This is a genomic window from Streptomyces sp. NPDC051576 (genome assembly GCF_040681835.1).
Lineage (GTDB): Bacteria > Actinomycetota > Actinomycetes > Streptomycetales > Streptomycetaceae > Streptomyces.
On record NZ_JBFAZO010000003.1, the window covers coordinates 16,802 to 38,553 of the forward strand.

Annotated in this window: 21 protein-coding genes, 1 tRNA gene, 1 pseudogene and 1 riboswitch; of the genes and pseudogenes, 8 read left to right on the top strand and 15 right to left on the bottom strand. The window is 71.1% G+C overall.

Annotated elements, in window-relative coordinates:
- Positions 1-61 precede the first annotated feature (61 nt).
- Genes lhgO through AB0M63_RS09815 form a run of 3 tightly spaced genes read left to right on the top strand, consistent with a single transcriptional unit; the run spans position 62 to position 3,552 of the window.
- Positions 62-1,321 (top strand): L-2-hydroxyglutarate oxidase, encoded by a 1,260-nt coding sequence (gene lhgO, locus AB0M63_RS09805; protein ID WP_366019011.1) that lies wholly within the window; start codon positions 62-64, stop codon positions 1,319-1,321.
- 52 nt (positions 1,322-1,373) lie between these two features.
- Positions 1,374-2,195, top strand: coding sequence for a tRNA (guanosine(46)-N7)-methyltransferase TrmB (gene trmB / locus AB0M63_RS09810; protein WP_366019012.1), 822 nt, complete (start codon positions 1,374-1,376; stop codon positions 2,193-2,195).
- A gap of 49 nt (positions 2,196-2,244) precedes the next feature.
- Complete coding sequence (locus AB0M63_RS09815; RefSeq protein ID WP_366019013.1) at positions 2,245-3,552, top strand: PrsW family intramembrane metalloprotease; 1,308 nt, start codon at positions 2,245-2,247, stop codon at positions 3,550-3,552.
- A gap of 6 nt (positions 3,553-3,558) precedes the next feature.
- On the opposite strand, the gene AB0M63_RS09820 is transcribed toward AB0M63_RS09815, so the two are convergent.
- The 9 genes and pseudogenes from AB0M63_RS09820 to AB0M63_RS09860 form a co-directional block, all read right to left on the bottom strand.
- Positions 3,559-3,699, bottom strand: coding sequence for a hypothetical protein (locus AB0M63_RS09820; protein WP_366019014.1), 141 nt, complete (start codon positions 3,697-3,699; stop codon positions 3,559-3,561).
- A 399-nt stretch (positions 3,700-4,098) separates the two neighbouring features.
- On the bottom strand, positions 4,099-5,043 hold the full coding sequence (locus tag AB0M63_RS09825; protein WP_366019015.1) for an aldo/keto reductase: 945 nt from the start codon (positions 5,041-5,043) through the stop codon (positions 4,099-4,101).
- 56 nt (positions 5,044-5,099) lie between these two features.
- On the bottom strand, positions 5,100-6,107 hold the full coding sequence (locus AB0M63_RS09830; RefSeq protein WP_366019016.1) for a M23 family metallopeptidase: 1,008 nt from the start codon (positions 6,105-6,107) through the stop codon (positions 5,100-5,102).
- Between the two features lie 11 nt (positions 6,108-6,118).
- Positions 6,119-6,275: riboswitch (cyclic di-AMP (ydaO/yuaA leader) on the bottom strand.
- A gap of 233 nt (positions 6,276-6,508) precedes the next feature.
- Positions 6,509-7,663 carry a PP2C family protein-serine/threonine phosphatase gene (locus AB0M63_RS09835; RefSeq protein ID WP_366019017.1) on the bottom strand — a complete coding sequence of 385 codons (1,155 nt, stop codon included), beginning with the start codon at positions 7,661-7,663 and terminating at the stop codon, positions 6,509-6,511.
- Between the two features lie 119 nt (positions 7,664-7,782).
- Positions 7,783-7,856 (bottom strand) — tRNA-Met (locus tag AB0M63_RS09840).
- 52 nt (positions 7,857-7,908) lie between these two features.
- A complete protein-coding gene (locus tag AB0M63_RS09845; RefSeq protein WP_355923639.1) occupies positions 7,909-9,132 on the bottom strand; it encodes an alginate lyase family protein in 1,224 nt (407 codons plus the stop codon).
- A gap of 106 nt (positions 9,133-9,238) precedes the next feature.
- Positions 9,239-9,346 (bottom strand): annotated as a pseudogene (locus tag AB0M63_RS09850) (oxidoreductase); the annotation flags it as partial.
- 70 nt (positions 9,347-9,416) lie between these two features.
- Positions 9,417-10,244, bottom strand: coding sequence for an alpha/beta hydrolase (locus AB0M63_RS09855; RefSeq protein ID WP_366019465.1), 828 nt, complete (start codon positions 10,242-10,244; stop codon positions 9,417-9,419).
- A gap of 266 nt (positions 10,245-10,510) precedes the next feature.
- Positions 10,511-11,641, bottom strand: coding sequence for a dihydrofolate reductase family protein (locus AB0M63_RS09860; RefSeq protein ID WP_366019018.1), 1,131 nt, complete (start codon positions 11,639-11,641; stop codon positions 10,511-10,513).
- Between the two features lie 92 nt (positions 11,642-11,733).
- Here AB0M63_RS09860 and AB0M63_RS09865 point away from each other — a divergent pair, with 92 nt between their 5' ends.
- From AB0M63_RS09865 to AB0M63_RS09885, 5 genes are all read left to right on the top strand, one after another.
- Positions 11,734-12,231 (top strand): MarR family transcriptional regulator, encoded by a 498-nt coding sequence (locus AB0M63_RS09865; protein ID WP_366019019.1) that lies wholly within the window; start codon positions 11,734-11,736, stop codon positions 12,229-12,231.
- A gap of 141 nt (positions 12,232-12,372) precedes the next feature.
- Positions 12,373-13,014: a GTP cyclohydrolase II gene (gene ribA, locus AB0M63_RS09870; protein WP_355923633.1), complete on the top strand. Its 642-nt coding sequence runs from the start codon at positions 12,373-12,375 to the stop codon at positions 13,012-13,014.
- Between the two features lie 145 nt (positions 13,015-13,159).
- Positions 13,160-15,367, top strand: coding sequence for an MMPL family transporter (locus AB0M63_RS09875; RefSeq protein ID WP_366019020.1), 2,208 nt, complete (start codon positions 13,160-13,162; stop codon positions 15,365-15,367).
- 163 nt (positions 15,368-15,530) lie between these two features.
- The gene (locus AB0M63_RS09880) at positions 15,531-16,478 is read left to right on the top strand and encodes an SGNH/GDSL hydrolase family protein (protein WP_366019021.1); all 948 of its coding nucleotides are present in this window, start codon (positions 15,531-15,533) and stop codon (positions 16,476-16,478) included.
- 157 nt (positions 16,479-16,635) lie between these two features.
- On the top strand, positions 16,636-18,309 hold the full coding sequence (locus tag AB0M63_RS09885) for a carboxylesterase family protein (RefSeq protein WP_366019022.1): 1,674 nt from the start codon (positions 16,636-16,638) through the stop codon (positions 18,307-18,309).
- Between the two features lie 31 nt (positions 18,310-18,340).
- Here AB0M63_RS09885 and AB0M63_RS09890 read toward each other — a convergent pair whose 3' ends face one another.
- The 6 genes from AB0M63_RS09890 to AB0M63_RS09915 all read right to left on the bottom strand — a co-directional run bounded on the left by AB0M63_RS09890 (position 18,341) and on the right by AB0M63_RS09915 (position 21,705).
- Positions 18,341-18,889 (bottom strand): NADPH-dependent FMN reductase, encoded by a 549-nt coding sequence (locus AB0M63_RS09890; protein WP_366019023.1) that lies wholly within the window; start codon positions 18,887-18,889, stop codon positions 18,341-18,343.
- Between the two features lie 19 nt (positions 18,890-18,908).
- On the bottom strand, positions 18,909-19,601 hold the full coding sequence (locus tag AB0M63_RS09895; protein ID WP_366019024.1) for a maleylpyruvate isomerase family mycothiol-dependent enzyme: 693 nt from the start codon (positions 19,599-19,601) through the stop codon (positions 18,909-18,911).
- 3 nt (positions 19,602-19,604) lie between these two features.
- Positions 19,605-20,054 carry an NUDIX domain-containing protein gene (locus tag AB0M63_RS09900; RefSeq protein WP_355923669.1) on the bottom strand — a complete coding sequence of 150 codons (450 nt, stop codon included), beginning with the start codon at positions 20,052-20,054 and terminating at the stop codon, positions 19,605-19,607.
- Between the two features lie 96 nt (positions 20,055-20,150).
- Positions 20,151-20,573 carry an arsenate reductase ArsC gene (locus AB0M63_RS09905; protein WP_355923621.1) on the bottom strand — a complete coding sequence of 141 codons (423 nt, stop codon included), beginning with the start codon at positions 20,571-20,573 and terminating at the stop codon, positions 20,151-20,153.
- Entirely contained in the window at positions 20,570-21,337 is a 768-nt protein-coding gene (locus AB0M63_RS09910) for an aquaporin (protein WP_366019025.1), read from the bottom strand. The genes AB0M63_RS09905 and AB0M63_RS09910 overlap by 4 nt, the downstream gene beginning before the upstream one ends.
- Positions 21,334-21,705, bottom strand: a complete 372-nt coding sequence (locus AB0M63_RS09915) for a metalloregulator ArsR/SmtB family transcription factor (RefSeq protein WP_366019026.1) — start codon at positions 21,703-21,705, stop codon at positions 21,334-21,336. Before AB0M63_RS09915 ends, AB0M63_RS09910 begins: the two co-directional genes overlap by 4 nt.
- Positions 21,706-21,752: the final 47 nt, after the last annotated feature.

The window sequence follows — 21,752 nt, forward strand, 5'->3', positions numbered from 1 at the left end:
CCGCACATCCCGCCACTTTCCGGCGTTTGAAGTGACTGTCAGTGGTGCAGTGCACTATCGGATGCGGGAGGTGGTGCGCGTGGTCGGCTACGACTGTGACGTGCTCGTGGTGGGTGGCGGGATCGTCGGGCTGTCGACCGCGTATGCGATCACCCGTGCCGCACCGGGCACGCGGGTGACCGTGCTGGAGAAGGAGACGGGCCCCGCCCGGCACCAGACCGGGCGCAACAGCGGGGTGATCCACAGCGGGATCTACTACCGCCCCGGCTCCCTCAAGGCGCGGTACGCGGTGCGCGGCGCGGCCGAGATGGTCAAGTTCTGCGCGGAGTACGGCATCCCGCACGCCGTCACCGGCAAGCTGATCGTCGCCACCGAGCGCGCCGAACTGCCCCGCCTGCACGCCCTCGTGCAGCGCGGCCGGGAGAACGACATTGCGGTGCGGGAGCTGGGCGCCGCCCAGATCGCCGAGTACGAACCGGAGGTGCGGGGCCTGGCGGCCATACAGGTCGCCACGACCGGCATCTGCGACTACACCGAGGTCGCCCGCCACCTGGCCGAGGCCTCCGGCGCGGAGATCCGCTACGGCGCCCGCGTCGCCCACATCGACCGGCGCCCCGAGCGCGGAGTCGCCGTCCGCACGGTGACCGCGACCGGCGGCGAGATCGTCCGCGCCCGCGTGCTGGTGAACTGCGCGGGCCTGCACTGCGACCAGGTGGCCCGTCTCACCGGCGACGACCCGGAGATGCGGATCGTGCCGTTCCGCGGCGAGTACTACTCACTCGCCCGCCCCGAGCTGGTGCACGGCCTGGTGTATCCGGTGCCGGACCCGGCCTTCCCGTTCCTCGGCGTGCACCTCACCCGCGGCATCGACGGCGGCGTCCACCTCGGCCCGAACGCGGTACCGGCCCTGGCCCGCGAGGGCTACGGCTGGGGCGTCGTACACCCCCGCGAGATAGCCACGACGGCCGCCTGGCCCGGGGTGTGGCACATGGCCCGGCAGCACTGGCGGTACGGCGCGGGGGAGCTGCGCCGCTCGATCTCCAAGAGCGCCTTCACCACGGCCGTACAGCGGCTGCTCCCTGCCGTGACCCCCGACGACCTGGTGCCCTCGGCGGCCGGCGTCCGCGCCCAGGCCGTGCTGCGGGACGGCACCCTCGTCGACGACTTCCTGATCAAGGAGGGCCCGCGCGCCGTCCATGTGCTCAACGCCCCGAGCCCGGCGGCGACCGCCTCCCTGCCCATCGGCAGAGAGATCGCCCGGCGGGCGCTGGCCGTCCTGCGGCAGCAGGCGGCGAGACCGGCGCCGGCCGGTTCGCCGTAGCGGACTCCCCCGCAAGCCACCATCCGCCCGCTCCCCGTAAAATCGACGCACTGTGTCTGACTCCCTCAACACCCCCGACGCCCCCGCCGGCTCCACCCCCGCCGAGCCCGCGCGGCGAGCCCGCGTCAAGGGCGAGCCCCGTTTCCCGGACGGCCCGAAGCCCGATCCCGCCGGGTCGCACTTCGAGCGGCGGATCCGGAGTTTCCAGCCGCGCCGGAGCCGGGTGACCACGGCGCAGGCGGACGCGCTGGAGCGGCTGTGGCCGAAGTGGGGGCTGGACATCGACGGGCAGCGGATCGTCGATCTCGCCGAGCTGTTCGGGAACGACAACCCGGTCGTGCTGGAGATCGGCTTCGGGATGGGTGAGGCGACCGCGCAGATGGCCGCCGCGGACCCGGCGACGAACATCCTCGCCGTCGACGTGCACACCCCTGGCCAGGGCAACCTGCTGGCCCTCGCCGACCACCACGGCCTGTCCACCGTCCGCGTCGCCAACGGGGACGCCATCATCCTGCTGCGAGAGATGCTCGCCCCGGACTCGCTGGACGGGCTGCGCGTCTACTTCCCCGACCCCTGGCCGAAGAAGCGGCACCACAAGCGGCGGCTGATCCAGCCGGAGTTCCTCACCCTCGCCGCGGCCCGGCTCAAGCCCGGCGCGATCCTGCACTGCGCGACGGACTGGGAGCCGTACGCGGAACAGATGCTCGAAGTCCTCAGCGCGCACCCGGACTTCGAGAACAGCCAATCCGACGGCGGTTTTGCGCCCCGTCCGGACTTCCGGCCGCTGACCCGTTTCGAGGGCCAGGGACTGGACAAGGGACATGTCGTGAACGATCTGCTCTTCCGTCGCGTACCCCACGACGACCAGCGCTGACGCCAGGCTCCCTCGCGGGCCGTGCCCTTACCTCGTTAGGGTCGATGCCGTGGCCACGTTTTCGCCGTACCCCCCACACCCCGGCCACCCCGCCGGTGGTGTGCCCGGGCACGGGCCGCGCGAACGCTGGTGGCGGCGGAACTGGGTCCGGCACTGCGCGCTGATCACCCTGCTCTCGCTCTCCGGGCTCGTCATCCTCGCGCTCGTCCGCCAACAGACGGGCACCGAAGGGTTCTTGGTGGGCCTCGGGCTCGCGGTGCTGCCCGTGCCGCTGCTCGTCGCCGCGTTCTGCTGGCTGGACCGGGTCGACCCCGGCCCCTGGCGGAACCTCTTCTTCTCCTTCGCGTGGGGTGCCTGCGCCGCGGCCCTCATAGCGATCGTCGCCAACAGCTTCGCGACCAGATGGATAGCGACCACGACCGCCGACCCGACCAGCGCGGACACCCTCGGCGCGACCGTCATAGCGCCGATCGTCGAGGAGTCGGCGAAGGCGGCGGCCGTACTCCTCGTCTTCCTGTTCCGCAGACGGGACTTCACCGGGATCGTCGACGGCGTGGTGATAGCCGGGGTCACCGCCACCGGCTTCGCCTTCACCGAGAACATCCTCTACCTCGGCACCGCCTTCGGCACCGACCAGCTCACCGGCGACCGCGGCTTCACCTCCGTCACCGCGGCGACCTTCTTCGTGCGCATCGTCATGTCCCCGTTCGCGCACCCCCTGTTCACCGTCCTGACAGGCATCGGCTTCGGCATCGCGGCCCTCTCCCCCGACCGCCGGCCCATCCGCCGCACCCTGCTACCGCTGACCGGCCTGCTCCTCGCGATGGGCATGCACGCGATCTGGAACGGCTCCTCGACGTTCGGCCAGTACGGCTTCTTCGAGGTCTACGGCATGCTGATGGTGCCCGCGTTCGGCCTGCTGACCTGGCTCGCGGTCTGGACCCGCCAACGCGAACTGCGCACCGTACGCGAGGAGTTGCCCGTATACGTCCACGCGGGCTGGCTGCCCCCGGCCGAACCCTTCGTCCTCGGCTCGATGAAGGCCCGCCGCCTGGCCCGCGAGTACGCCCGCCACCACCTGGGCAGGTCCGGGGCCCGCACGGTCGCCCAGTACGAGGCCTACGCGACCACCCTGGCCATCCTGCGCCACCGTCACGCCGGCCCCGAATTCCCCTTACGGGAACGGCAGTTGCTGCACGAACTGTGGCTCCGCCGTGAGGTGGCCCGCCCAGCCCTGGACTACGCGGCGAGACGCACGGCACCACCGGTACCGGTGATCGTGCCGCCGTGGCCGGTGTACGGGTCGTACGGGAACGCGGCGGCCCCCTACTCCGTGTACAACCCGTACCACTCCTGACGACCCTCAGGACCGGCCGCAGAGGCTGGACGCGGCCCACGCTCTCACCGCCTCGAAGGCGTGGAGGTCCTGGAGGTCCTGGAGGTCCTGGAGGCAGTGCAGTCGCTCTCCCCGCCCCCGGCCCCGCTGGACCGGGACGAGCCCCATCGCTCCGCGTCGCCCGCGGCAGCAGCCGGCGAGATCCGGCGCCTCCTCCACCGCACCGACCGCACACACCGGCGGCGCCGACCGGTCCCCAGCACTTTGCCGTGCCTCGACCGACCGGAGACCTAGGCCGACGCCTCCGCCAGCTTCCCCAACTCCGCGTCCGCCAGCTCCAGTCCGGCCCACCGACGCCGACCAATCGCCGTCGCTTCCCCGTGACCCGACCCACCGAAGCCCCCAGACCGTGTCCGCAAGGCCCCGCCTGCCTCACGACTCCCCCCGGCACGCGCCCCCACTGCCGCAAGGGCGCGGGAGGCGCCCCCACTCGCCGCACCGACCGGCGACACCAACCCGCCACGAGTCCCGCCCCGCGGGTGAACGACGGGACTTCACGGCCACGACCTAGGCCGACGCCTCCGTCAACTTCCCCAACTCCCCCTCCGTCAGCTCCAGTTCCGCCACCGCCACCAGCGCCGGCAGTTGCTCCACCGTCCGGGCGGAGGCGATCGGCGCGGCGACCGTCGGCCGGGCGGCGAGCCAGGCCAGGGCGACCGTAGCGACGGGGGCGGCGTGGGCCTCGGCGATCTCGTCCAGGGCGGTCAGGACCCGCTGGCCGCGCTCCGATTCGAGGTACTGGGCCGCGCGCCCGGCCCGTGCGCTCTCCACGGTCGTGCCGGGGCGGTACTTGCCGGTGAGGAAGCCGGCCGCGAGCGCGAAGTACGGGAGGGCCGACAGGCCGCCGCGTTCGGCGACGTCGCGCAGCTCGCCCTCGTAGGTGTCGCGGGAGACGAGGTTGTAGTGCGGCTGGATGGCGACGTAGCGTGCCAGGCCCTCGCGGTCGGAGAGGTCGAGGGAGGCCTGGAGGCGCGCCGGGGAGATGTTGGAGGCGGCGATGTGCCGCACCTTGCCCGCCCGCACCAGCTCGTCGAGCGTGCCGACGATCTCCTCGACCGGCACGTCCTCCTTGTCGAAGTGCGGGTAGTACAGGTCGATGTAGTCGGTGCCCAGGCGGCGCAGGGATGCGTCGGCCGCGGCCTTGATGTTGGCGGCGGACAGGCCCGGGTAGTCGGGGTGCTGGCTGACCTTGGTGGCGATGACGACGTCGGCGCGGTTGCCGCGGGCCGCCAGCCACTTGCCGATGACCGTCTCGGACTCGCCGCCCTGGTTGCCCGCGGCGAACGCCGAATACGAGTCGGCGGTGTCGACGAAGTTGCCCCCGGCGGCCGTGTACGCGTCGAGTACGGCGAAGGAGGCCGCCTCGTCGGCGGTCCAGCCGAAGACGTTGCCGCCGAGGACGAGCGGGAAGATGTCGAGGTCGGACCGGCCCAGCTTGCGAAGAGAAGTCATGCTCTACGTCAACAGCCGGACCGGAACCCGATATTCCAGCAGGATCGCCGGGTGGCTCAGGGGTTGAGGCCCTTGCTGCGCAGCCAGGGCGCCGGGTCGCTGGCGGTCGCGGCGCCGTTGATGTGGACCTCAAGGTGGAGGTGCGGCCCGGTCACGTTGCCGGTGGCTCCGACGCGGCCGATGACGTCACCGGTGGCGACCTTCTGCCCGACGCTGACGTTGATCGAGGACTGGTGGCAGAACCACAGCTCGGTGCCGTCGTCGAGGGTGATGATCGTGCGGTAGCCGTAGGACCCGGCCCAGCCCGCCTCGGTGACCGTGCCGCTGTGGATGGCCTTGATCAGCGTGCCTGTGGGCGCCGCGAAGTCGAGCCCGGTGTGGTAGCCGGAGGACCACATGGTGCCGGCCTGACCGAAGGTGCCGGTGATCGTGTACGACCCGACCGGCAGGGTGTACTGCTTGGCCAGCTCGGCGAGCTTCGCGGCCTCGGCCTTCTTCTTGGCGGCGGCCTCCGCGGCCTCCTTCGCGTCCGCGGCCTTGGCGGCGGCGTCCTTCTCGGCCTTGGCCGCGGCGTCGTCGACCTGCTTGGCGACGGCTGCCTCGGCGGCGGCCTGCGACTTGCCGTCGACCTGGAGCTGCTGGAGCTCGGCCTGCTCCATGATCCGGTTGCGCAGCAGCTCACCCGCGTCCGAGGTGCCCTTGGCGGTCTCGGTGGAGGTCACGCCGACGCTGCTGAGCGCGGTCGCGGAACCCTTGGGGGTGCTGGAGGAGTCGTCCAGCAGATGCCCCACGGAGGGCAGGTCCGGCAGGGAGATCGAGACGGGCGGCTTGCCGGTGTTGGCGCTGGCCATCCCGCCGGCGCTCACGGCGGCTATGACACCGACACCCAGGACGGTGGAGCTGCGGGCGAATCCCCCGCCACCACGCTGCTTGGCGACACGGTGCTTGCCGCGGTTGGGGGGAACGGACTCCGCGCTGGGGTTCCACTCCTCCCAGGGGCCCTCGTCGGGGCGGTAACCGCCGTACACGAACGGGGCTTCTGGGGCAGCCTGGTTGGACGCCACGTGGGCGTGCTCCTTTCCTTCCTTCTCGCCTACCGGGTTAGCTGACGGGTTCGGAGCAGGAAGGTCTCCTACGCGCGTAAACCTGTCGTGTTCCCACGGCGGTCGACGAGCGATTCACCCCAAGTGGTGGTTCCCCGGTTCCCTTGCGGGATTCGGCGCGTGCGCACGGAGCCGTCTCTTGTGACGGCTGGGACGACCGCGCTGCGTTATCGAACGTTAATAGACCCGGGCACCCGATTCCAAGCTGTTCCGCTTGATCATTAACCTTTCCTTGCTGGACGAAGGGCCCACGACCGGCGAAAAACGGGCGAGTTGACCAAGTCTCAGAATTCCCACAGCTATTGACGGTATGTCAGTTGTTATGCGGAGGGCGCTCGCCCGATCACACCTGGTGACACCGTTCATGGATGGCGTACGGCGATCATCGCCATGTCGTCCGACATCCCGCCCCCGGAGTACCGGCGCACCTCCTTGGCGAGGATCCCGAGCAACGACTCGGGGCTGCGGAAGGTCCGTCCGGCCAGCCGCTCCCCGGGATCGAAGAAGACGCCGTGGCAGTCCCGGGCCTCGGACAGACCGTCGGTGTACACCAGCAGCGTGGCCCCGCCCGGGAACGGGAACTCCTGGGCGCGGTCGGGCCAGAACCCCAACTCGCCCATGCCGAGCGGCAGTGCGGGTTCCTTGACGAGCAGGGTTTCCACAGTGCCGTCCGCGTTCAGGAGCAGCGGCGGCGGGTGACCCCGGTCGACGATCCGTACGACGCCGTCGCCGTGCGGGAGTTCGGCGAGGACGGCCGTGGTGAACCCCTCGAACGCGTCGAGGCCGTCGCGCCGGGTGCCCTCGCGGGCCAGCGCCCGCTCCAGCCGCTGGGCGACCTCCTCCAGGGTGGTCTCCTGCTCGGCCGCCTCCCGGAACGCCCCGATCACCACGGCGACGGCGGCGACCGCGCCCATGCCCTTGCCGCGCACGTCGCCGACGATCAGCCGTACGCCGTGCGGGGTGTCCTGCACCGCGTACAGGTCGCCGCCGATGGACGCGCCCTCCTGGGCCGCCTCGTACCGTGCCGCGATCTCGAACCCGCCGATCCGCTCGGCGGGTTCGGGCAGTACCGCGCGCTGGGCGGCCTCGGCGATCTCGCGTACGGAGGCGAGCTGTTCGCTGCTGCGGCGGACGAGGAGGTTGATGAGAACGGCGAGACCCGCGACCGTCACCACGGTGACCGCCTCGGTGACCGCGTCGATCCGCAGGACGATGCCGAGCTTCAGGTGGATGGCGAGGACGACGGCGACCGCGGCCAGGCCGGTGAGTACGGTCCCGCGCCGCGAGTAGAGCGGGGCGGCGACGAGCGGGGCGGCGGTGAAGAACGGGGCCGCGGTGAAGTCCTGCGGGGTGAGGTAGTCGTAGAACGCCCCGACGACCAGCAGCAGCGCGGGCAGTCGGCGGACGAAGGCGAGGGTGTACGGGATCCGCCGTCCCTCGTCGGGGCCGAGGCCGGGGTCGGGCACGGGATCGCCGGGCAGGCGCCCGCCGGCTCGCACATACGGACCCTCCTCCACGCGTCCAGTTTTTCGTGGCCGGGGGAGGGCGGCGAGCGGGGTGACCCGATAGGGGAAGGGGCGGAAACACCAAGGGCCGGAATCCAGAAAGAATCTGGATTCCGGCCCTTGGCCTTGAGTAGCGGGGACAGGATTTGAACCTGCGACCTCTGGGTTATGAGCCCAGCGAGCTACCGAGCTGCTCCACCCCGCGCCGTTGTGTTCCCAACTATACGCCATTCGCGGGGTCCGAAGTCACACGAGTGTCAGTCGCCCGGGTTCCCGGCGTGCGTGAGGGTCTCCCAGGAGACGAAGAGGTCGTCGCTGCCGGCCGGCCGGGTCTCCTCGGCGAGCTTGTGCGCGAAGGGCAGCTTCATGCCGAGCCGGCCCTCCAGGTGGTTGAGGGGAACCTCCAGGTCGGGCCCCATGCTGCGGTCGACCTTGCCGCCGCACAGCCAGGCGGGCGCGGGCTCGCCGAGCTGGTAGCGGGCGTGGAGGTCGAGCGCGGCGGCCAGCCGGTCCTTGACCTCCTTGTAGAGGTCGACGCCCTGGTGCCAGGCGGTCTCGGCGATATGGGCGGTGGCCGCCAGCGAGTACCCGACGTGCTTGAAGTTGCGGCAGGTCTCCTGGGCGACGCCGTCCTTGAAGGTGGTCTGCTTGAACCAGTACGTCGTCAGTTTCTGCGGGGTGGTGACGGTGGAGCCCACCGGGGTGAGCGGCACCTTCCCGTCCTTCGCGAGGTAGAAGTAGGCGGGCACCCGGTCGCGGAAGCGTTTGACGGCGGCGTCGAAGGCCCGGTGGTCGTCGAGGAAGACGGCGATACCGATCGCCGCGTCCGTCATCGCGAGGTCCCAGTTGCCGTTGTAGTCGGGCAGGTTCTTGGTGACCTCCGGCTGATAGGCGGTACGCAGCATGGTCTCGAACCGCTCGACCCGGTCCGCCGGCCACCCGGCCCCCGGCGCGTACCGCACGATCTCCGCCGCCCGCACCCACGTCGACCCGGCCCACGCGGTCTGCAGTCCGGCGTCCTCGGAGGTGTGCTCCTTCATCCTCGCCGACCAGTCGTCCATGATCTCGCGGGCCTTGAGCGCGTGCTGCTGCTTCCCGGTGATGCTGAACAGCAGGGCCTGCGTGTACGCCGCGATCGCGTCCTCGCGCTCCTCGACACACCCGTGCGCGGCCTTGCCGTTCCAGGGGCAGTCGACGTCGGCGTACGGCTTCGCCGTGTACTTGTACGACCCGTACTTGCTGTCCCGCATCCCGAAGTACGCCTTCAGCCAGGGCTGTTTCCCGGCGGCCACGTTCTTCCGTACGACGTCCAACTGCCCCTTGCTGACCAGCACTCCGGGGTGCGTGAACGCCGCGTCGGCGGGCAGCGCCCGCGCCATGGTCCGGGTCCCGGTGTCCGCGGCCCCGCACGAGGCGAGAAGCCCCACGACCACGCCCGCGCCGAGCACCGCCCTGACGTGCCGCCGGCCCACTGCCCTCATGTGTCCTACCTCCGCTTTGTCCGCACCGGGTTATTGCGAGCGTGACCGGGAGGGCGGTGGGGCGCAGGATCTGATGGGCCGATCGGTCCTGGCGGGCGGTGGCGCAGTAGACGCCGCCGAGGCCGTCGACTTGCCGGGAGGTCGCGGCCCGTACCTGGGTGGCGGCGCCCTGCTCGGGGGTCTTGGAGCTGTCGACGGGGTTGCCGTGCTCGTCGAACCGGGTCTCCGGGCAGGCCAAGACGGTGACGGATATCCCCATGGTCCTGAGCCTCGCCTTAGTCCCCTTACCCCGCGAGCGTGTCCAGGATTTCCGCGACCGGGACGGGATCGAGGGGGCCGACGTGCGACGCCGCCGCGAAATTGTGCACATGGAACCTGTTGTCGGGCGTGAGCGCGTCGGCTTCCGCGATCATCCTGTCCTGGAGTGCGGTGGCGATCGTCCGGTCCTTGCCGAAACGCAGGTAGGTGCGGGGAATACGTCCCCAGGAACCGGCCCGGCCGACCGCCCGGCCCGCATAAGCGGCTATGGGCTCGTCGGTCTGCATTCCGGCCAGTGTCCGGCGGAATTCGGCATCGGGATAGTCCGCGCAGATCATCTCCTTCAGGAGGGACAGCGCATGGCTGTCGCCCGTCCGGAAGTTCAGCCGTAATACACCGAGCCGGTCCTGGTCGCCCACCACCAGCTCGACCGGGCTGACTGCGTTCGCGTTCTCGGGTGCCGCCGTGCAGGCGTCCGCCGAGGGCAGGACACGGCTGGGGCAGAAGGCCGCCATGTAGCAGATGTGGTGCAGCAGATGCGGGACGGCGTCGCCGACCCGGCTGACCGATACGCCACCCAGGCTGTGCCCGACCAGCACCACCGGGCCGTTCCGTGCCGCCCGCCGCACGATGCCCGTGACGCGTGCCTCGTAGTCCTCCAGCCCGAGGCCCTCCAACGGGGAGGGCTCGACCGCCATCGCCTTGAGGTCCTGCCGCTGGTACGACTCCGGCACGAAAGCCTCCGCACCGTGCCGCGGCTGGTCCACCATGACGACGCGGTGACCGCGCAGCGTCAGCTCCCGCGCGATCGGCATCCAGAACGCGCCCGCGCTGTGGGTGCCGTGCACCAGCACGTAGGTGGTGGGCCCGGGACGCGGATTCGCCGCGGCCGGCGAGGTGCCGGGCCCGGTCGCCAGGGCCAGGCCCGCCGCCGAGAGTCCCAGCCCGCGCAGCGCCGTCCGCCTGGTGGTGCCCGTTCGTTGTCCGTTCGTCGGATTCATCATGGTCGCGATGCTATGAACGGCCTGTTCAGCCCGACAGCCGTCCAGCAGCACCCCCAGGGGTGGTCCCAACACCACTTGACAACACCGGAGTTGCTCACCCCCGCGAGCGGAGCTCCTCAGCCCAGCAGATGCCGGTTCGGCGTCATCGCCCGTTCCTCGTACTCCCCCAGCACCACCACCGACACTCCTCGCGCCGCCAGCATCCCGCTCCCGTCCGCCCCCGTCACGAAGGTGTCCGGCTCCCTCCACGCCGTGACCACCCTCCCTACGCCCGCGTCGAGGATCAGCCGGGCGCAGGGCTTGGGGCGGGAGGCACGGTGGGTGCAGGGTTCGAGGCTCGTGTAGACCGTGGCGGTCGCGAGGCGCGGGTCCCCCGGGGCCAGTTTCGCCAGGGCCGCCTCCTCCGCGTGGACCACCGGGTCGCCGGCCTCGCGGGAGTGGCCCCGGGCCAGTTCCGTGCCGTCCCGCGCGACCACCACCGCGCCGACGCTGAACGCCGTGTCCGAGGGCGGGCAGTCGGCGGCCAGGTCGCAGGCGAGGGCGAGCCAGTGGTGGTCGGCGGCGGAGGGGAGGTCGCCGGTGCCGGGGGCGGTGGGTTCGTAGCGGATGAGGACCACGTCCTCGATGGGGCGGGTCTCGACCAGGCGGAGGCGGCCGGCCTGGTAGTCGCCGGGGCCGAAGAGGCGGGGCGCGTCCGGGGTGCCGACGAAGAGGGGGGACAGGACGAGCTGGAGTTCGTCGGCCAGTCCCTGCTGGAGGAGCTGGGTGTGGATGGTGCCGCCGCCCTCGACCATCAGGCGGTCGACGCCCCGGACCTCGTGCAGGTGCTCCAGCAGGCGGCGCCAGTCGAGGTCCGGGCCCAGCGGGACGATGTCGGCGGTGAGGCCGAGCCGTCCGGCCCGTTCGGCGCCCTTGTCCGTCGTGAAGACCAGCTTCTCCCCGCCCGTGTGCCAGAAGTTGGCCGTGGGGTCGAGATCACCGGAGCCGCTGACCGTGATCTTGAGGGGGTACTCCGGCTTGCCGGCGGCGAGGCGGGCCGCGCGGCGCTCGGCGGAGTTGACGAGCAGGCGGGGGTTGTCGGCGCGGATCGTGCCGGCGCCGATGAGGATCGCGTCCACGGACGCCCGGACCTCGTCGACCCGGTCGAAGTCGGCCGGGCTGGAGAGCAGCAGCCGGTCGGGGCCGGTGTCGTCGAGGTAGCCGTCGAGGGAGACGGCGGCGGAGAGGAGGACGTACGGGTGGGGCATCGGACGCGCTCCCGGCTCGGTGGGACGGCGGACCCGGGTCCGAAGGGAACCGCGGGCTTGGTTCAAGTTTGAAACAAACCTACACTGGTGGCATGACGACCCGCTGGCTGACCACCGAGGAGCAGCGCGCCTGGCGCGCGTACATCGCCGCGACGCACCTCCTGGAGGACGCGATCGACCGGCAGCTCCAGCAGGAGGCCGGCATGCCCCACCTCTACTACTCCATCCTCGCCAACCTCTCCGACGTACCGGACCACCGGCTGCGGATGACCGACCTCGCCGAGCAGTCGAAGATCACCCGGAGCCGGCTGACGTACGCCGTGACCCGGCTGGAGAAGGACGGTCTGGTGCGGCGGGAGGGGTGTCCGTCCGACAAGCGGGGCAGCACCGCGGTCCTGACCGACGCGGGGATGGCCGTCCTGGAGCGGGCGGCGCCGGGCCATGTCGAGACCGTGCGCGCCGCGATCTTCGACCAGCTCACCCCGGAACAGGTGGGCCAGCTGGAGGAGATCAGCGCCGTGATCGCACGGGCACTGGAGACCCCGGAGGACGTCCCGTGGCGCCGCCGCTCCACCCCGCCGTGTTCGTGAGCCGTCCCCGTAGGACGTCTCCGTAAGTCGTCCCTCAATTCTGTTGCTTCAAATTTCAAGCATGAGGTAGGGTCCGTGATCGTGGATGTGCTTCAGTTTTGAAGCACATCGCTACGTCACCCATCGGACTCGGAGACCCGCATGCCCGACTTCCCCGCCGCCACCCCGCGTGCCCGCGTCCGGGTACCGCTGCGCTTCCAGGACGGCTACGCCGTCGACGCCGAACTCGTCACCTTCCACGGTCTGACCGACGGACAGGAACATGTCGCGGTCGTCCTCGGCGACCCCGCCCCCGGCACCACCCCGCTGGTCCGGCTGCACTCCGAATGCCTGACCGGCGATGTCTTCGGCTCCGCCCGCTGCGACTGCGGCCCTCAACTGCGCGAGGCGGTGGAGCGCATAGCCGACCGCGGCGGTGTCCTGCTCTATCTGCGCCAGGAGGGCCGGGGCATCGGCCTCTACAACAAGCTCGACGCGTACGCCCTCCAGGACCAGGGCCTCGACACCTACGCGGCCAACACCGCGCTGGGCCTGCCCGAGGACGCCCGCGACTACACGGCCGCCGCCCAGATGCTCACCGCCCTCGGGGTCACCTCGCTGGACCTGCTGTCCAACAACCCCGACAAGGCGGACCAGTTGCGCGGCCTCGGCATCGAGGTCCACGACCGCGTCCCGACCGGCGTGTTCACCACACCCCACAATGTCCGGTATCTACGCGCGAAGGTCCTCCAGACCCAGCACACGCTGCCGCTGGGCCAGTTGACGGAGCTGCACGCGGGCTGAGCTCCGCGGTGATGGTGTAGCGGGCTACACCATCCATTCGGGAGGGCGCTCCCTCGTGGCGGACGGACGTCGGCGGAAGGGTTGAGACCACGATCTCGACCGACCGTCCGACTGACCGATGCCGACGTGGAGGCTTCCCTCAGCCATGGCTACTCTCCTTTATCACTTGGGCCGTGTGGCCTTCCGGTGGCGCTGGTTCGTCACCCTGTTGTGGGTGGCGGTCCTCGGCGCCGTCGGATTCGCCGCCGCCAAGGCACCCGCCGCCCCCGACGACGGCTTCACGATGCCGGGCATCGAGTCGCAGAAGGCGTTCGACCTGCTGGAGCAGCGCTTCCCCGGCACGGCGGCGGACGGCGCCAGCGCCCGGATCGTCTTCGTCGCCCCGAACGGCGAGAAGGTCACCGCGACCGAGAACAGGGCGGCGATCGAGAAGCTGGTGACGGAGGCGGGCGACGGCTCCCAAGTCGCCTCCGCCGTCGACCCGTTCACCGCTCAGGCGGTGAGCAAGGACGCGTCCACGGCGTACTCCACCGTCACCTTCAAGGTGAAGGCCGACGACCTGACCGACACCGCGAAGACGCACCTGGAGCGGGCCATCGACACGGCCCGGGACGCGGGCCTGACCGTCGAGGTCGGCGGCGACGCGCTCGCCGAGAAGCCCGCGGCCGGCGGCAGCGCCGAGGCGATCGGCATCGCCATCGCGGCCCTCGTCCTGCTCATCACCTTCGGTTCACTGGCCGCCGCCGGACTGCCCCTCCTCACCGCGATCCTCGGCGTCGGCATCAGCATGTCCGCGATCCTCGCCCTGGGCACCACCTTCGGCCTCTCCGAGACCACCGGCACCCTCGCCACGATGCTCGGCCTCGCCTGCGGCATCGACTACGCCCTGTTCGTCGTCTCCCGCTACCGCGAGGAACGCGCGAAGGGCCACGCACCGAGGGAGGCGGCCGGACTCGCGGCCGGTACGGCGGGCTCCGCGGTCGTCTTCGCCGGCCTCACCGTCGTCATCGCGCTCGCCGGACTCTCCGTGGTCGGCATCCCGATGCTGACGAAGATGGGCCTGGCGGCGGCCGGCGCGGTCCTGCTGGCCGTCCTGATCTGCCTCACCCTGGTCCCCGCGGTCCTCGGCTTCTGGCCGAACGCGGTCCTCTCCCGCCGCGAACGCAGGAACAAGACCAAGCGGGGCAACGGCGAGAACGGCGGCAGCCGTTGGGCCCGGGTCGTCGTCCGCCACCCGGTCCCCGTGCTGATGCTCGGCGTCGTCGGCCTCGGCGCGATGGCCACCCCCGCCCTCAACCTCCAACTCGGCATGCCCGGCGACGAGGCCAAGGCCACCTCCACCACCGAACGCCGCGCCTACGACGACCTCGCCGAGGGCTTCGGCCCCGGCTTCAACGGACCGCTGACCATCGTGGTGGACGCCAAGGGAGCCACCGACGCGAAGGGCGCCGTAGCGACCATCTCGAAGGAGATAGCGGCCACGGACGGAGTGGTCTCCGTCTCACCGGCCCGCTTCAACCAGGCCGGGGACACGGCGGTGTTCGCCGCGACCCCCACCACCAGCCCGACCGACGAGAAGACCAAGGACCTCGTCCAGAAGATCCGCGACGAACGGCCCGGTATCGAGTCCGGCACGTCCGGCGCGAGCTTCGAGGTCACCGGCACCACCGCGCTCAACATCGACGTGGCGCAGAAGGTCCAGAGCGCGCTGATCCCGTACCTGGCCCTGGTGGTGGGCCTGGCGATCGTCCTGCTGCTCCTCGTTTTCCGCTCGCTCCTGGTCCCGCTGAAGGCGGCCCTCGGCTTCCTGCTCTCCGTGCTCGCGGCGCTCGGCGCGGTCGTCGCGGTCTTCCAGGAAGGCCACCTCGCCTCCTGGCTGGGCGTCGAGCAGACCGGCCCGATCATGAGCCTGATGCCGATCTTCCTGGTGGGCATCGTCTTCGGACTGGCCATGGACTACGAGGTGTTCCTGGTCTCCCGGATGCGCGAGGCCTACGTCCACGGGGACGGCCCCGGGCAGGCGGTCGTCTCCGGGTTCAAGCACAGCGCCCGGGTGGTCGTGGCCGCCGCACTGATCATGATGGCGGTGTTCTCCGGCTTCATCGGCGCGGGTGAGTCGATGATCAAGATGATCGGCTTCGGGCTGGCCATCGCGGTCCTGTTCGACGCCTTCGTCGTCCGGATGGCGATCGTGCCCGCCGTCCTCTCCCTGCTCGGCCACAAGGCCTGGTACCTGCCGCGCTGGCTAGACCGGATCCTGCCCAGCGTGGACGTCGAGGGCGAGGCCCTGAGCCGCAAGGTCCCGGCCCCGGTGACCGAGACCCCGGCCCCCCGCCTCACACCGGTCCCGTAGGGCCCCCGCAGACCGGGGCCGCCAAGAGCGGAGGCGGCCCCGCGGCGCCGGTTCCCGTGGGGACGGGGCTCCGGCGCAAGTCCCGGGCCCGGCGACGGGGCACTCCCCCGCCCGTCGCCGGGCCCGCGGACGTCCACAACACAGCAGCCAGAGAGGGCAATTGATGAAGACCTCGACACAGGTCGCAGTGGCCGGGCTCCTCGCCTGCGGCACGCTGCTCACCGTCGTGCTGGTCACCCGCGACGACGGCGACGGCGACCACACCGGTGTCGCCTACTCGGCCCCGTCGAAGGGCCCGTACGTGGCCCTCGGCGACTCCTACACCGCAGGACCCGGGATCACCGACCCCACCGGAACCCCCAAGGGCTGCGACCGCTCCGCCGGCAACTACCCGTCTCTCGTGGCCGCCGAACTCGGCCTGAAGGGAGCGAAGTTCCGCGACATGAGCTGCAGCGGAGCCACCACCACCGACCTCACCGGATCACAGGACACGGACAACGGCACCAACCCGCCCCAGCTCAGGGCGCTTTCGTCCGACACCCGGCTGGTCACCGTCGGCATCGGCGGAAACGACATCGGCTTCAGCGCGATGATCAAACGCTGCGTGGCCATGGGCGCGCTGTACCAACTCACCGGCAGCGGCAAGTACTTCACCGAGAAGGCGCCCTGCGAACGCCACTACGTCAACGACGGCTCCGACGCCGTGCGGAAGAAGATCGCCACGGCGGGCGAGCGCCTCACCCGCGTCCTGACCGAGGTCAGGCGCCGCGCCCCCGAGGCCCGGGTCTACGTCGTCTCCTACCCGGCGATCCTGCCCTCCGACAGCGCCGACTGCGGCCGGGGGATGTCCCTCGCACCGGGCGACGTGACCTTCCTGCGCACCAAGGAGCAGCAGCTCAACTCGATGCTGCGGCAACGGGCTTCGGAGGCGGGCGCGAGTTACGTCGACACGTACACCCCGTCCGCCGACCACACCGCCTGCTCGGCGAAGAGCACCCGCTGGATCGAGCCGCTCGCACCGGAGAACCCGGCGGCCCCGGTGCACCCGAACGCGCGCGGGGAGCGGGGCATGGCGGACGCGGTCCTGCACACGATCAAGTCATCGCTGTAGGGCCCACGTTCACGGCCCGAACTGTCAACCCGCTGTACCGCAACCTAAGTTGCACCCGAGGGCACTGTGAGTCACGAAAACGCTCTAGGCCGTCACCGTGGACCCGGCACAGCATGGGCGACTGACGTGACTCGTCCCCAAGCGACCGGGAGACCCAGTGGACCCAAGAGACTTCGACCGCCGCGGCTTCCTCGGCCGTACGGCAGGTGTCGCGGCCGGCGCGACCCTGCTGGGCACCCTGCCCTCCGCCCCCGCATCAGCCACCGAGCACCCCACCACGAGCCACCCGATCAGAACCCAGTCCGGCCTGGTGACGGGTGTCCCCGCCGCCCTCCCCGGGGTCACCGTCTACAAGGGCATCCCCTACGCCGCCTCGACAGCCGGCGAGAACCGTTGGCGCGCCCCGCAGCCACCCCCCTCCTGGCAGGGCGTCCGCAAGGCCGACACCTGGGGCGCGGCCTGCCCCCAGCCGGTCACGGGCATCGCCGCCGACAAGGTCCCCCCACTGAGCGAGGACTGCCTCAACCTCAACATCTGGACGGGCGCGGGGAGTTCAGCCACCGGACGTGACCTCCGCCCGGTCTTCGTCTGGATCTACGGCGGCCGCAACAGCGCCATGTGGGCCTCGCAGCCGGTGTACGACGGGGCGAACCTGGCGGCCAAGGGCGCGGTCGTGGTGACGTACAACCACCGTGTGGGCGCCTTCGGCAACCTCGCGCATCCGGCGCTGAGTTCGGAGGGCGGGCACGGGGGTTCCGGGAACTGGGGTGTGCAGGACACGGTCGCGGCGCTGAAGTGGATCCGCCGCAACATCGCCGCGTTCGGGGGCGATCCGGAGCGGGTGACGCTGGCGGGCTGGTCGCACGGCTCGTCGTTCGTGAACATCCTGATGATCTCGAAGCTGGCCCGTGGCCTGTTCCACCGGGGACTTCTCTCGGCCGGCGTGCAGTACACCAAGGACCCGGCGCTGGGCCATGTGGCGGGCGGATACTCGCAGTTGGCGGCGGCGGAGGCCAACGGCACGGCGTTCGCGAGCTACCTGGGCGCGACCTCGCTGTCGGAACTGCGCGCCCTGTCGGCCGACGAGATCGTGACCAAGGTGTACGCACCGGGCGCCCCGGCGGCGGGCACGAGCTTCGGCAACGTACTCGACGGCTATGTCCTGCCGAAGTCGTACACGGCCGCGATGAAGTCCCGTACCGAGTACGACATCCCGGTCCTCACCGGCAACAACAAGGACGAGAACGGCGCTTCGCCGACACTGACGATGACGGTGGCGGCGTACGAGACGTACGCGACGACGACGTTCGGCGACCGGGCAGCCGACTTCCTTTCCCTCTACCCCGCGACGACCGACGCGGAGGCGGCGGCGCAGTACAACGCCTACGCCCGCGACGAGGAGCGGGTCTCCACCTTCCTCTGGGGCACGCAGTTCAGGTCGACGGCCGGCAACCGCAGCCCGGTCTACGCCTACTGGTGGACCCACGTCCCTCCGGGCCACGACACCACCAACCCGATCGAACCGGCGGACGGCGCCGGCGCCTACCACGGCGCGGAGAAGTACTACTTCTTCGGCAACCTGTACGGCACGGACCGCCCCTGGACGGCCGCCGACCACGCGATAGCCGACACCACGTCCTCCTATGTCGCGAACTTCGTGGCGACGGGCAACCCGAACGGCCACGGCCTGCCACCCTGGCCGGCCCTGCGCACCTCGCAGCCGCGGTCGATGGAACTGGGCGACCACTTCGCCCCGCTCCCGGCGGCGGACAGCGATGCCAAGTACGCCTTCTTGAAGGGGTACTTGGAGTCTCAGGTGACCGAGTACTGAGGGAGGGCGGCGAGTTGTTGGCGCCCGGGGTTCAGCGGGTGCTGCCGCCGCGCGCCAACAACCGCAGCACCTCGCCGAGTTGACGACGTACACCCGCGTCCGCGATGAGGCCGTCCGCGTCGAGCATCCCCCGGTCCACCGGGATCCGTACACAGGCCGGTTCGACGACGGCGGCGCCGGTGTAGCCGAGAACCGTCCGCAGCGTGGCCTCGGCGCCTCCGCCGCGCCCCGGGGCGGCCGCGTTGACCCAGGCCACCGGCTTGTCGCCGATCTCGGTGCCGCCGACCGTCCAGTCCAGCAGGTTCTTGAACGAGCCCGGCAGGGTGCCCGCGTACTCCGGGGTACAGATCAGGATCCCGGCCGCCCGGTCGATCGCCGCCCGCAACTGGGCCACCGGCGGCGGCAACGGGTCCTGGTCGTCATCGGGGTTGAAGTGCGGAAGCTCCGCGAGACCGTCGTACCGTACGGTCTCCACCCGCGCCTCGGGCGCCACGGCGCGCGCGGTGCGCAGGACGGCCTCGTTGGAGGAACCGGCCCGCAGGCTCCCGGACAGCAGCAGGATCAAGGGTGGCGTGGACACCGGCTCAACCTACCCTCGATCACGCGGTCAACGGCCCTTCCAGGACCCGCAGTCCGGCCCGCCGGTCGCCGTCCCAGCCGAAGGCTCCGCCGTCCACCGGCCTACGGCCCCACAGCCCGAGCAGCAGATCCTCCGCCGAGCCCGCGAGAGTGGCCACGGGCTCACCCGGGCCGAACGTCCACGAGGCACCGGTGTCGGTCGCTTCCAGCCGCAGCGCCCGCTCGGGCGGCCGGGCCCGCCCCGCGGCGATCTGCCGGGGCGCCATCGTGTCGAAGACCTCGGCGACGCCGTCGCCCGCGAGTTCGGGGTCGAGCGGCCTCGGCACGCCGAGCGCGTGCTCCGCGTCCCACCGGTGGATCAGCGTCTCCTGACACCGGCGTCGCTGCCAGAAGCCGACGGTGTGCGGCGGGTGGAACGTCCAGGCGGGGGTGGCGGGTTCCCGGTCCAGCGTCTTGAGCAGAGTCGCTCCGGTCTCCTCGAACCACCGCACCAGCCCGTCCCGGTCCGGGGGCACCGTCGGTTCCCGGTAGTCCCCGTGCCCCTCGGTCACGGCGGTGGCGGCCCAGAGGTTCCCGCCGCCCAGGTGCACGGCCAGTTCACGCAGAGTCCAGTCGCCGCAGTGCTCGACGGGCGCGGACAGATCACCGTGCAGACAGTCGCGGAAAGCGTCCGACTCACGGCGCAGGTGCAGAAGATGAGCAGCGGAGTCCATGTCCTATTCCCATCCGTACGGGGACACCTGAGGTTCGACGCCGTCCAGGTACTGCCGTAGGGCCTGGCCGTTTCCTCGTACGAACTCCTCCGGTACGGAGTCGACTTGGACCCACCGCACCTGCGCGTGCTTGAGGGGTTCGCGGTTCTCGGGGTCGCCGGACCACTTGTCGGCGACGAAGACGACGGTGAGAAAGCCGTGCGGCGCCTCCACTCCCCTGGCGGCATGGACGAGGTGCACGACCTTCAGGGACTCCGCCGCCACGACGATCCCGGTCTCCTCGTACAGCTCGCGTGCGGCGGTCTCGGTGATGGGCTCGCCGGGTTCGTGCTTGCCGGCGGGGAGGTCCCACATGCCGCAGCCGAACATGGCCTGCTCGCCCCGCTGGATGAGGACGACCCGGCCCTCGGCCTTGTCGTGGACGATGACGGCGGCGGCCAGCCGGGTCGTCATGGCGTACCGGGCCGGAAGGTGCCGTAGGTCCGGCCGCTCCACACCCCGGCCCCGTATCGGTCGTAGCCCATGCTCACCCCGGGAATGTAGGAGGCCTCACCCCCTGACGGCAACTCCGAGCTCGGCCAGCAGACCGCGCACCCGCCGCTCGATCTCCTCCCGGATCGGCCGTACGGCGTCCACTCCCTGACCGGCGGGATCGTCGAGCCGCCAGTCCAGGTACCGCTTGCCGGGAAAGACGGGGCACGCGTCCCCGCAGCCCATCGTGATCACGACGTCCGAGGACCGTACGGCCTCGACGGTGAGCACCTTCGGTGTCTCGGCGGAGACATCGATGCCCACCTCCGCCATCGCCTCGACCACCGCCGGGTTGACCGCGTCGGCGGGGGCCGAGCCCGCCGACCGGACCTCGACCCGGTCGCCGGCGAGATGGGTGAGGAAGGCGGCGCCCATCTGGGAGCGGCCGGCGTTGTGGACACAGACGAACAACACGGACGGGCGCGGGGAGTTGGCACTCATGGGAGCTGTCCTTGCGGGCGAAGGGCCGGTAGGGAGGGGTCGAGTCCGGGTTGTTCGCCGTGCGGAACCACGACGTCCGCGGGACGGGCGACGCGTCCGTACACCACCGCCACGGCCGCCAACCCGGCTACGGCGCCCAGCAGTTGCGCCCCGATGAACGGTGCGACGGAGCCGGGGGCGATCCCGGCGAAGGTGTCGGTGAAGGCGCGGCCGATGGTGACGGCGGGGTTCGCGAAGGAGGTCGAGGAGGTGAACCAGTAGGCGGCCCCGATGTAGGAGGCCACGGCGGCCGGGGCCAGGGAGGCACGGCCGACGCGCTCCAGGCCGAGGACGAGCAGGATCAGCCCGGCCGTGGCGACGACCTCCCCCAGCCACAGATGACCGGCGAACCGCTCGTGGCGGGAGAACCGCACCAGCGGCTCGGCGAACATGGCGTCGGCGAGCACCGCGCCGCCGATCGCCCCCACGACCTGCGCCGACACATACGCGGCGACCTCCCGCGGCCCCGGCCCGCCACCCGTACGACGGCCGGCGAACCAGGCGGCCAGGGTGACGGCGGGGTTGAAGTGGGCGCCGGAGACCGGCCCGAGCAGGGCGATCAGCACACCCAGACCGAAAACGGTGGCCAGCGAGTTGGCCAGCAACTGCACGCCGACGTCGTGCGAGAGCCCGGTCGCCTGGATGCCGGAGCCCACGACCACCGCCACCAGCAGTCCGGTTCCGAGCGCCTCGGCGGCGGCACGGCGAGCGAGGGACGCGGTCACGCCGTCGCCCCGGCGGTCCGGGGCGTCGTAAGAAATGCGGCGAGTTGCTCCAGGGCGTCGGGCAGCGCCCAGTAGTACACCCAGGTCCCACGGCGTTCGCAGTCGATCAGGCCGGCCTGCCGCAGCAGCTTGAGGTGGTGGGAGATCGTCGGCTGGGACAGGTCGAAGGCGGGCGTCATCTCGCACACACAGACCTCGCCGCCCACCCGCGAGGCGATCATCGACAGCAGGCGCAGGCGCACGGGGTCGCCCAGCGCCTTGAAGACCCTGGCCAGCTCCGCGGCGCGCTCGTCCTCCAGAGGCGCCGAAGCCAGAGCCGGGCAGCACGTGGCGTCCTGACCGATCACTTCAAGTTCTTGTTTTGACACCTCTCTATATTGACGTCTTTCGATTCGAGGCGCAAGGTTGCATCAAC

Coding starts and splice junctions, on each gene's coding strand:
- lhgO (WP_366019011.1), top strand. CDS start 62: ATGCGGGAGGTGGTGCGCGTGGTCGGCTACGACTGTGACGTGCTCGTG.
- AB0M63_RS09865 (WP_366019019.1), top strand. CDS start 11,734: ATGACGACCCGCTGGCTGACCACCGAGGAGCAGCGCGCCTGGCGCGCG.
- AB0M63_RS09825 (WP_366019015.1), bottom strand. CDS start 5,043: ATGACTTCTCTTCGCAAGCTGGGCCGGTCCGACCTCGACATCTTCCCG.
- AB0M63_RS09880 (WP_366019021.1), top strand. CDS start 15,531: ATGAAGACCTCGACACAGGTCGCAGTGGCCGGGCTCCTCGCCTGCGGC.
- AB0M63_RS09895 (WP_366019024.1), bottom strand. CDS start 19,601: ATGGACTCCGCTGCTCATCTTCTGCACCTGCGCCGTGAGTCGGACGCT.
- AB0M63_RS09875 (WP_366019020.1), top strand. CDS start 13,160: ATGGCTACTCTCCTTTATCACTTGGGCCGTGTGGCCTTCCGGTGGCGC.
- AB0M63_RS09860 (WP_366019018.1), bottom strand. CDS start 11,641: ATGCCCCACCCGTACGTCCTCCTCTCCGCCGCCGTCTCCCTCGACGGC.
- AB0M63_RS09905 (WP_355923621.1), bottom strand. CDS start 20,573: ATGAGTGCCAACTCCCCGCGCCCGTCCGTGTTGTTCGTCTGTGTCCAC.
- AB0M63_RS09900 (WP_355923669.1), bottom strand. CDS start 20,054: ATGACGACCCGGCTGGCCGCCGCCGTCATCGTCCACGACAAGGCCGAG.
- AB0M63_RS09845 (WP_355923639.1), bottom strand. CDS start 9,132: ATGAGGGCAGTGGGCCGGCGGCACGTCAGGGCGGTGCTCGGCGCGGGC.
- ribA (WP_355923633.1), top strand. CDS start 12,373: ATGCCCGACTTCCCCGCCGCCACCCCGCGTGCCCGCGTCCGGGTACCG.
- AB0M63_RS09820 (WP_366019014.1), bottom strand. CDS start 3,699: ATGGGGCTCGTCCCGGTCCAGCGGGGCCGGGGGCGGGGAGAGCGACTG.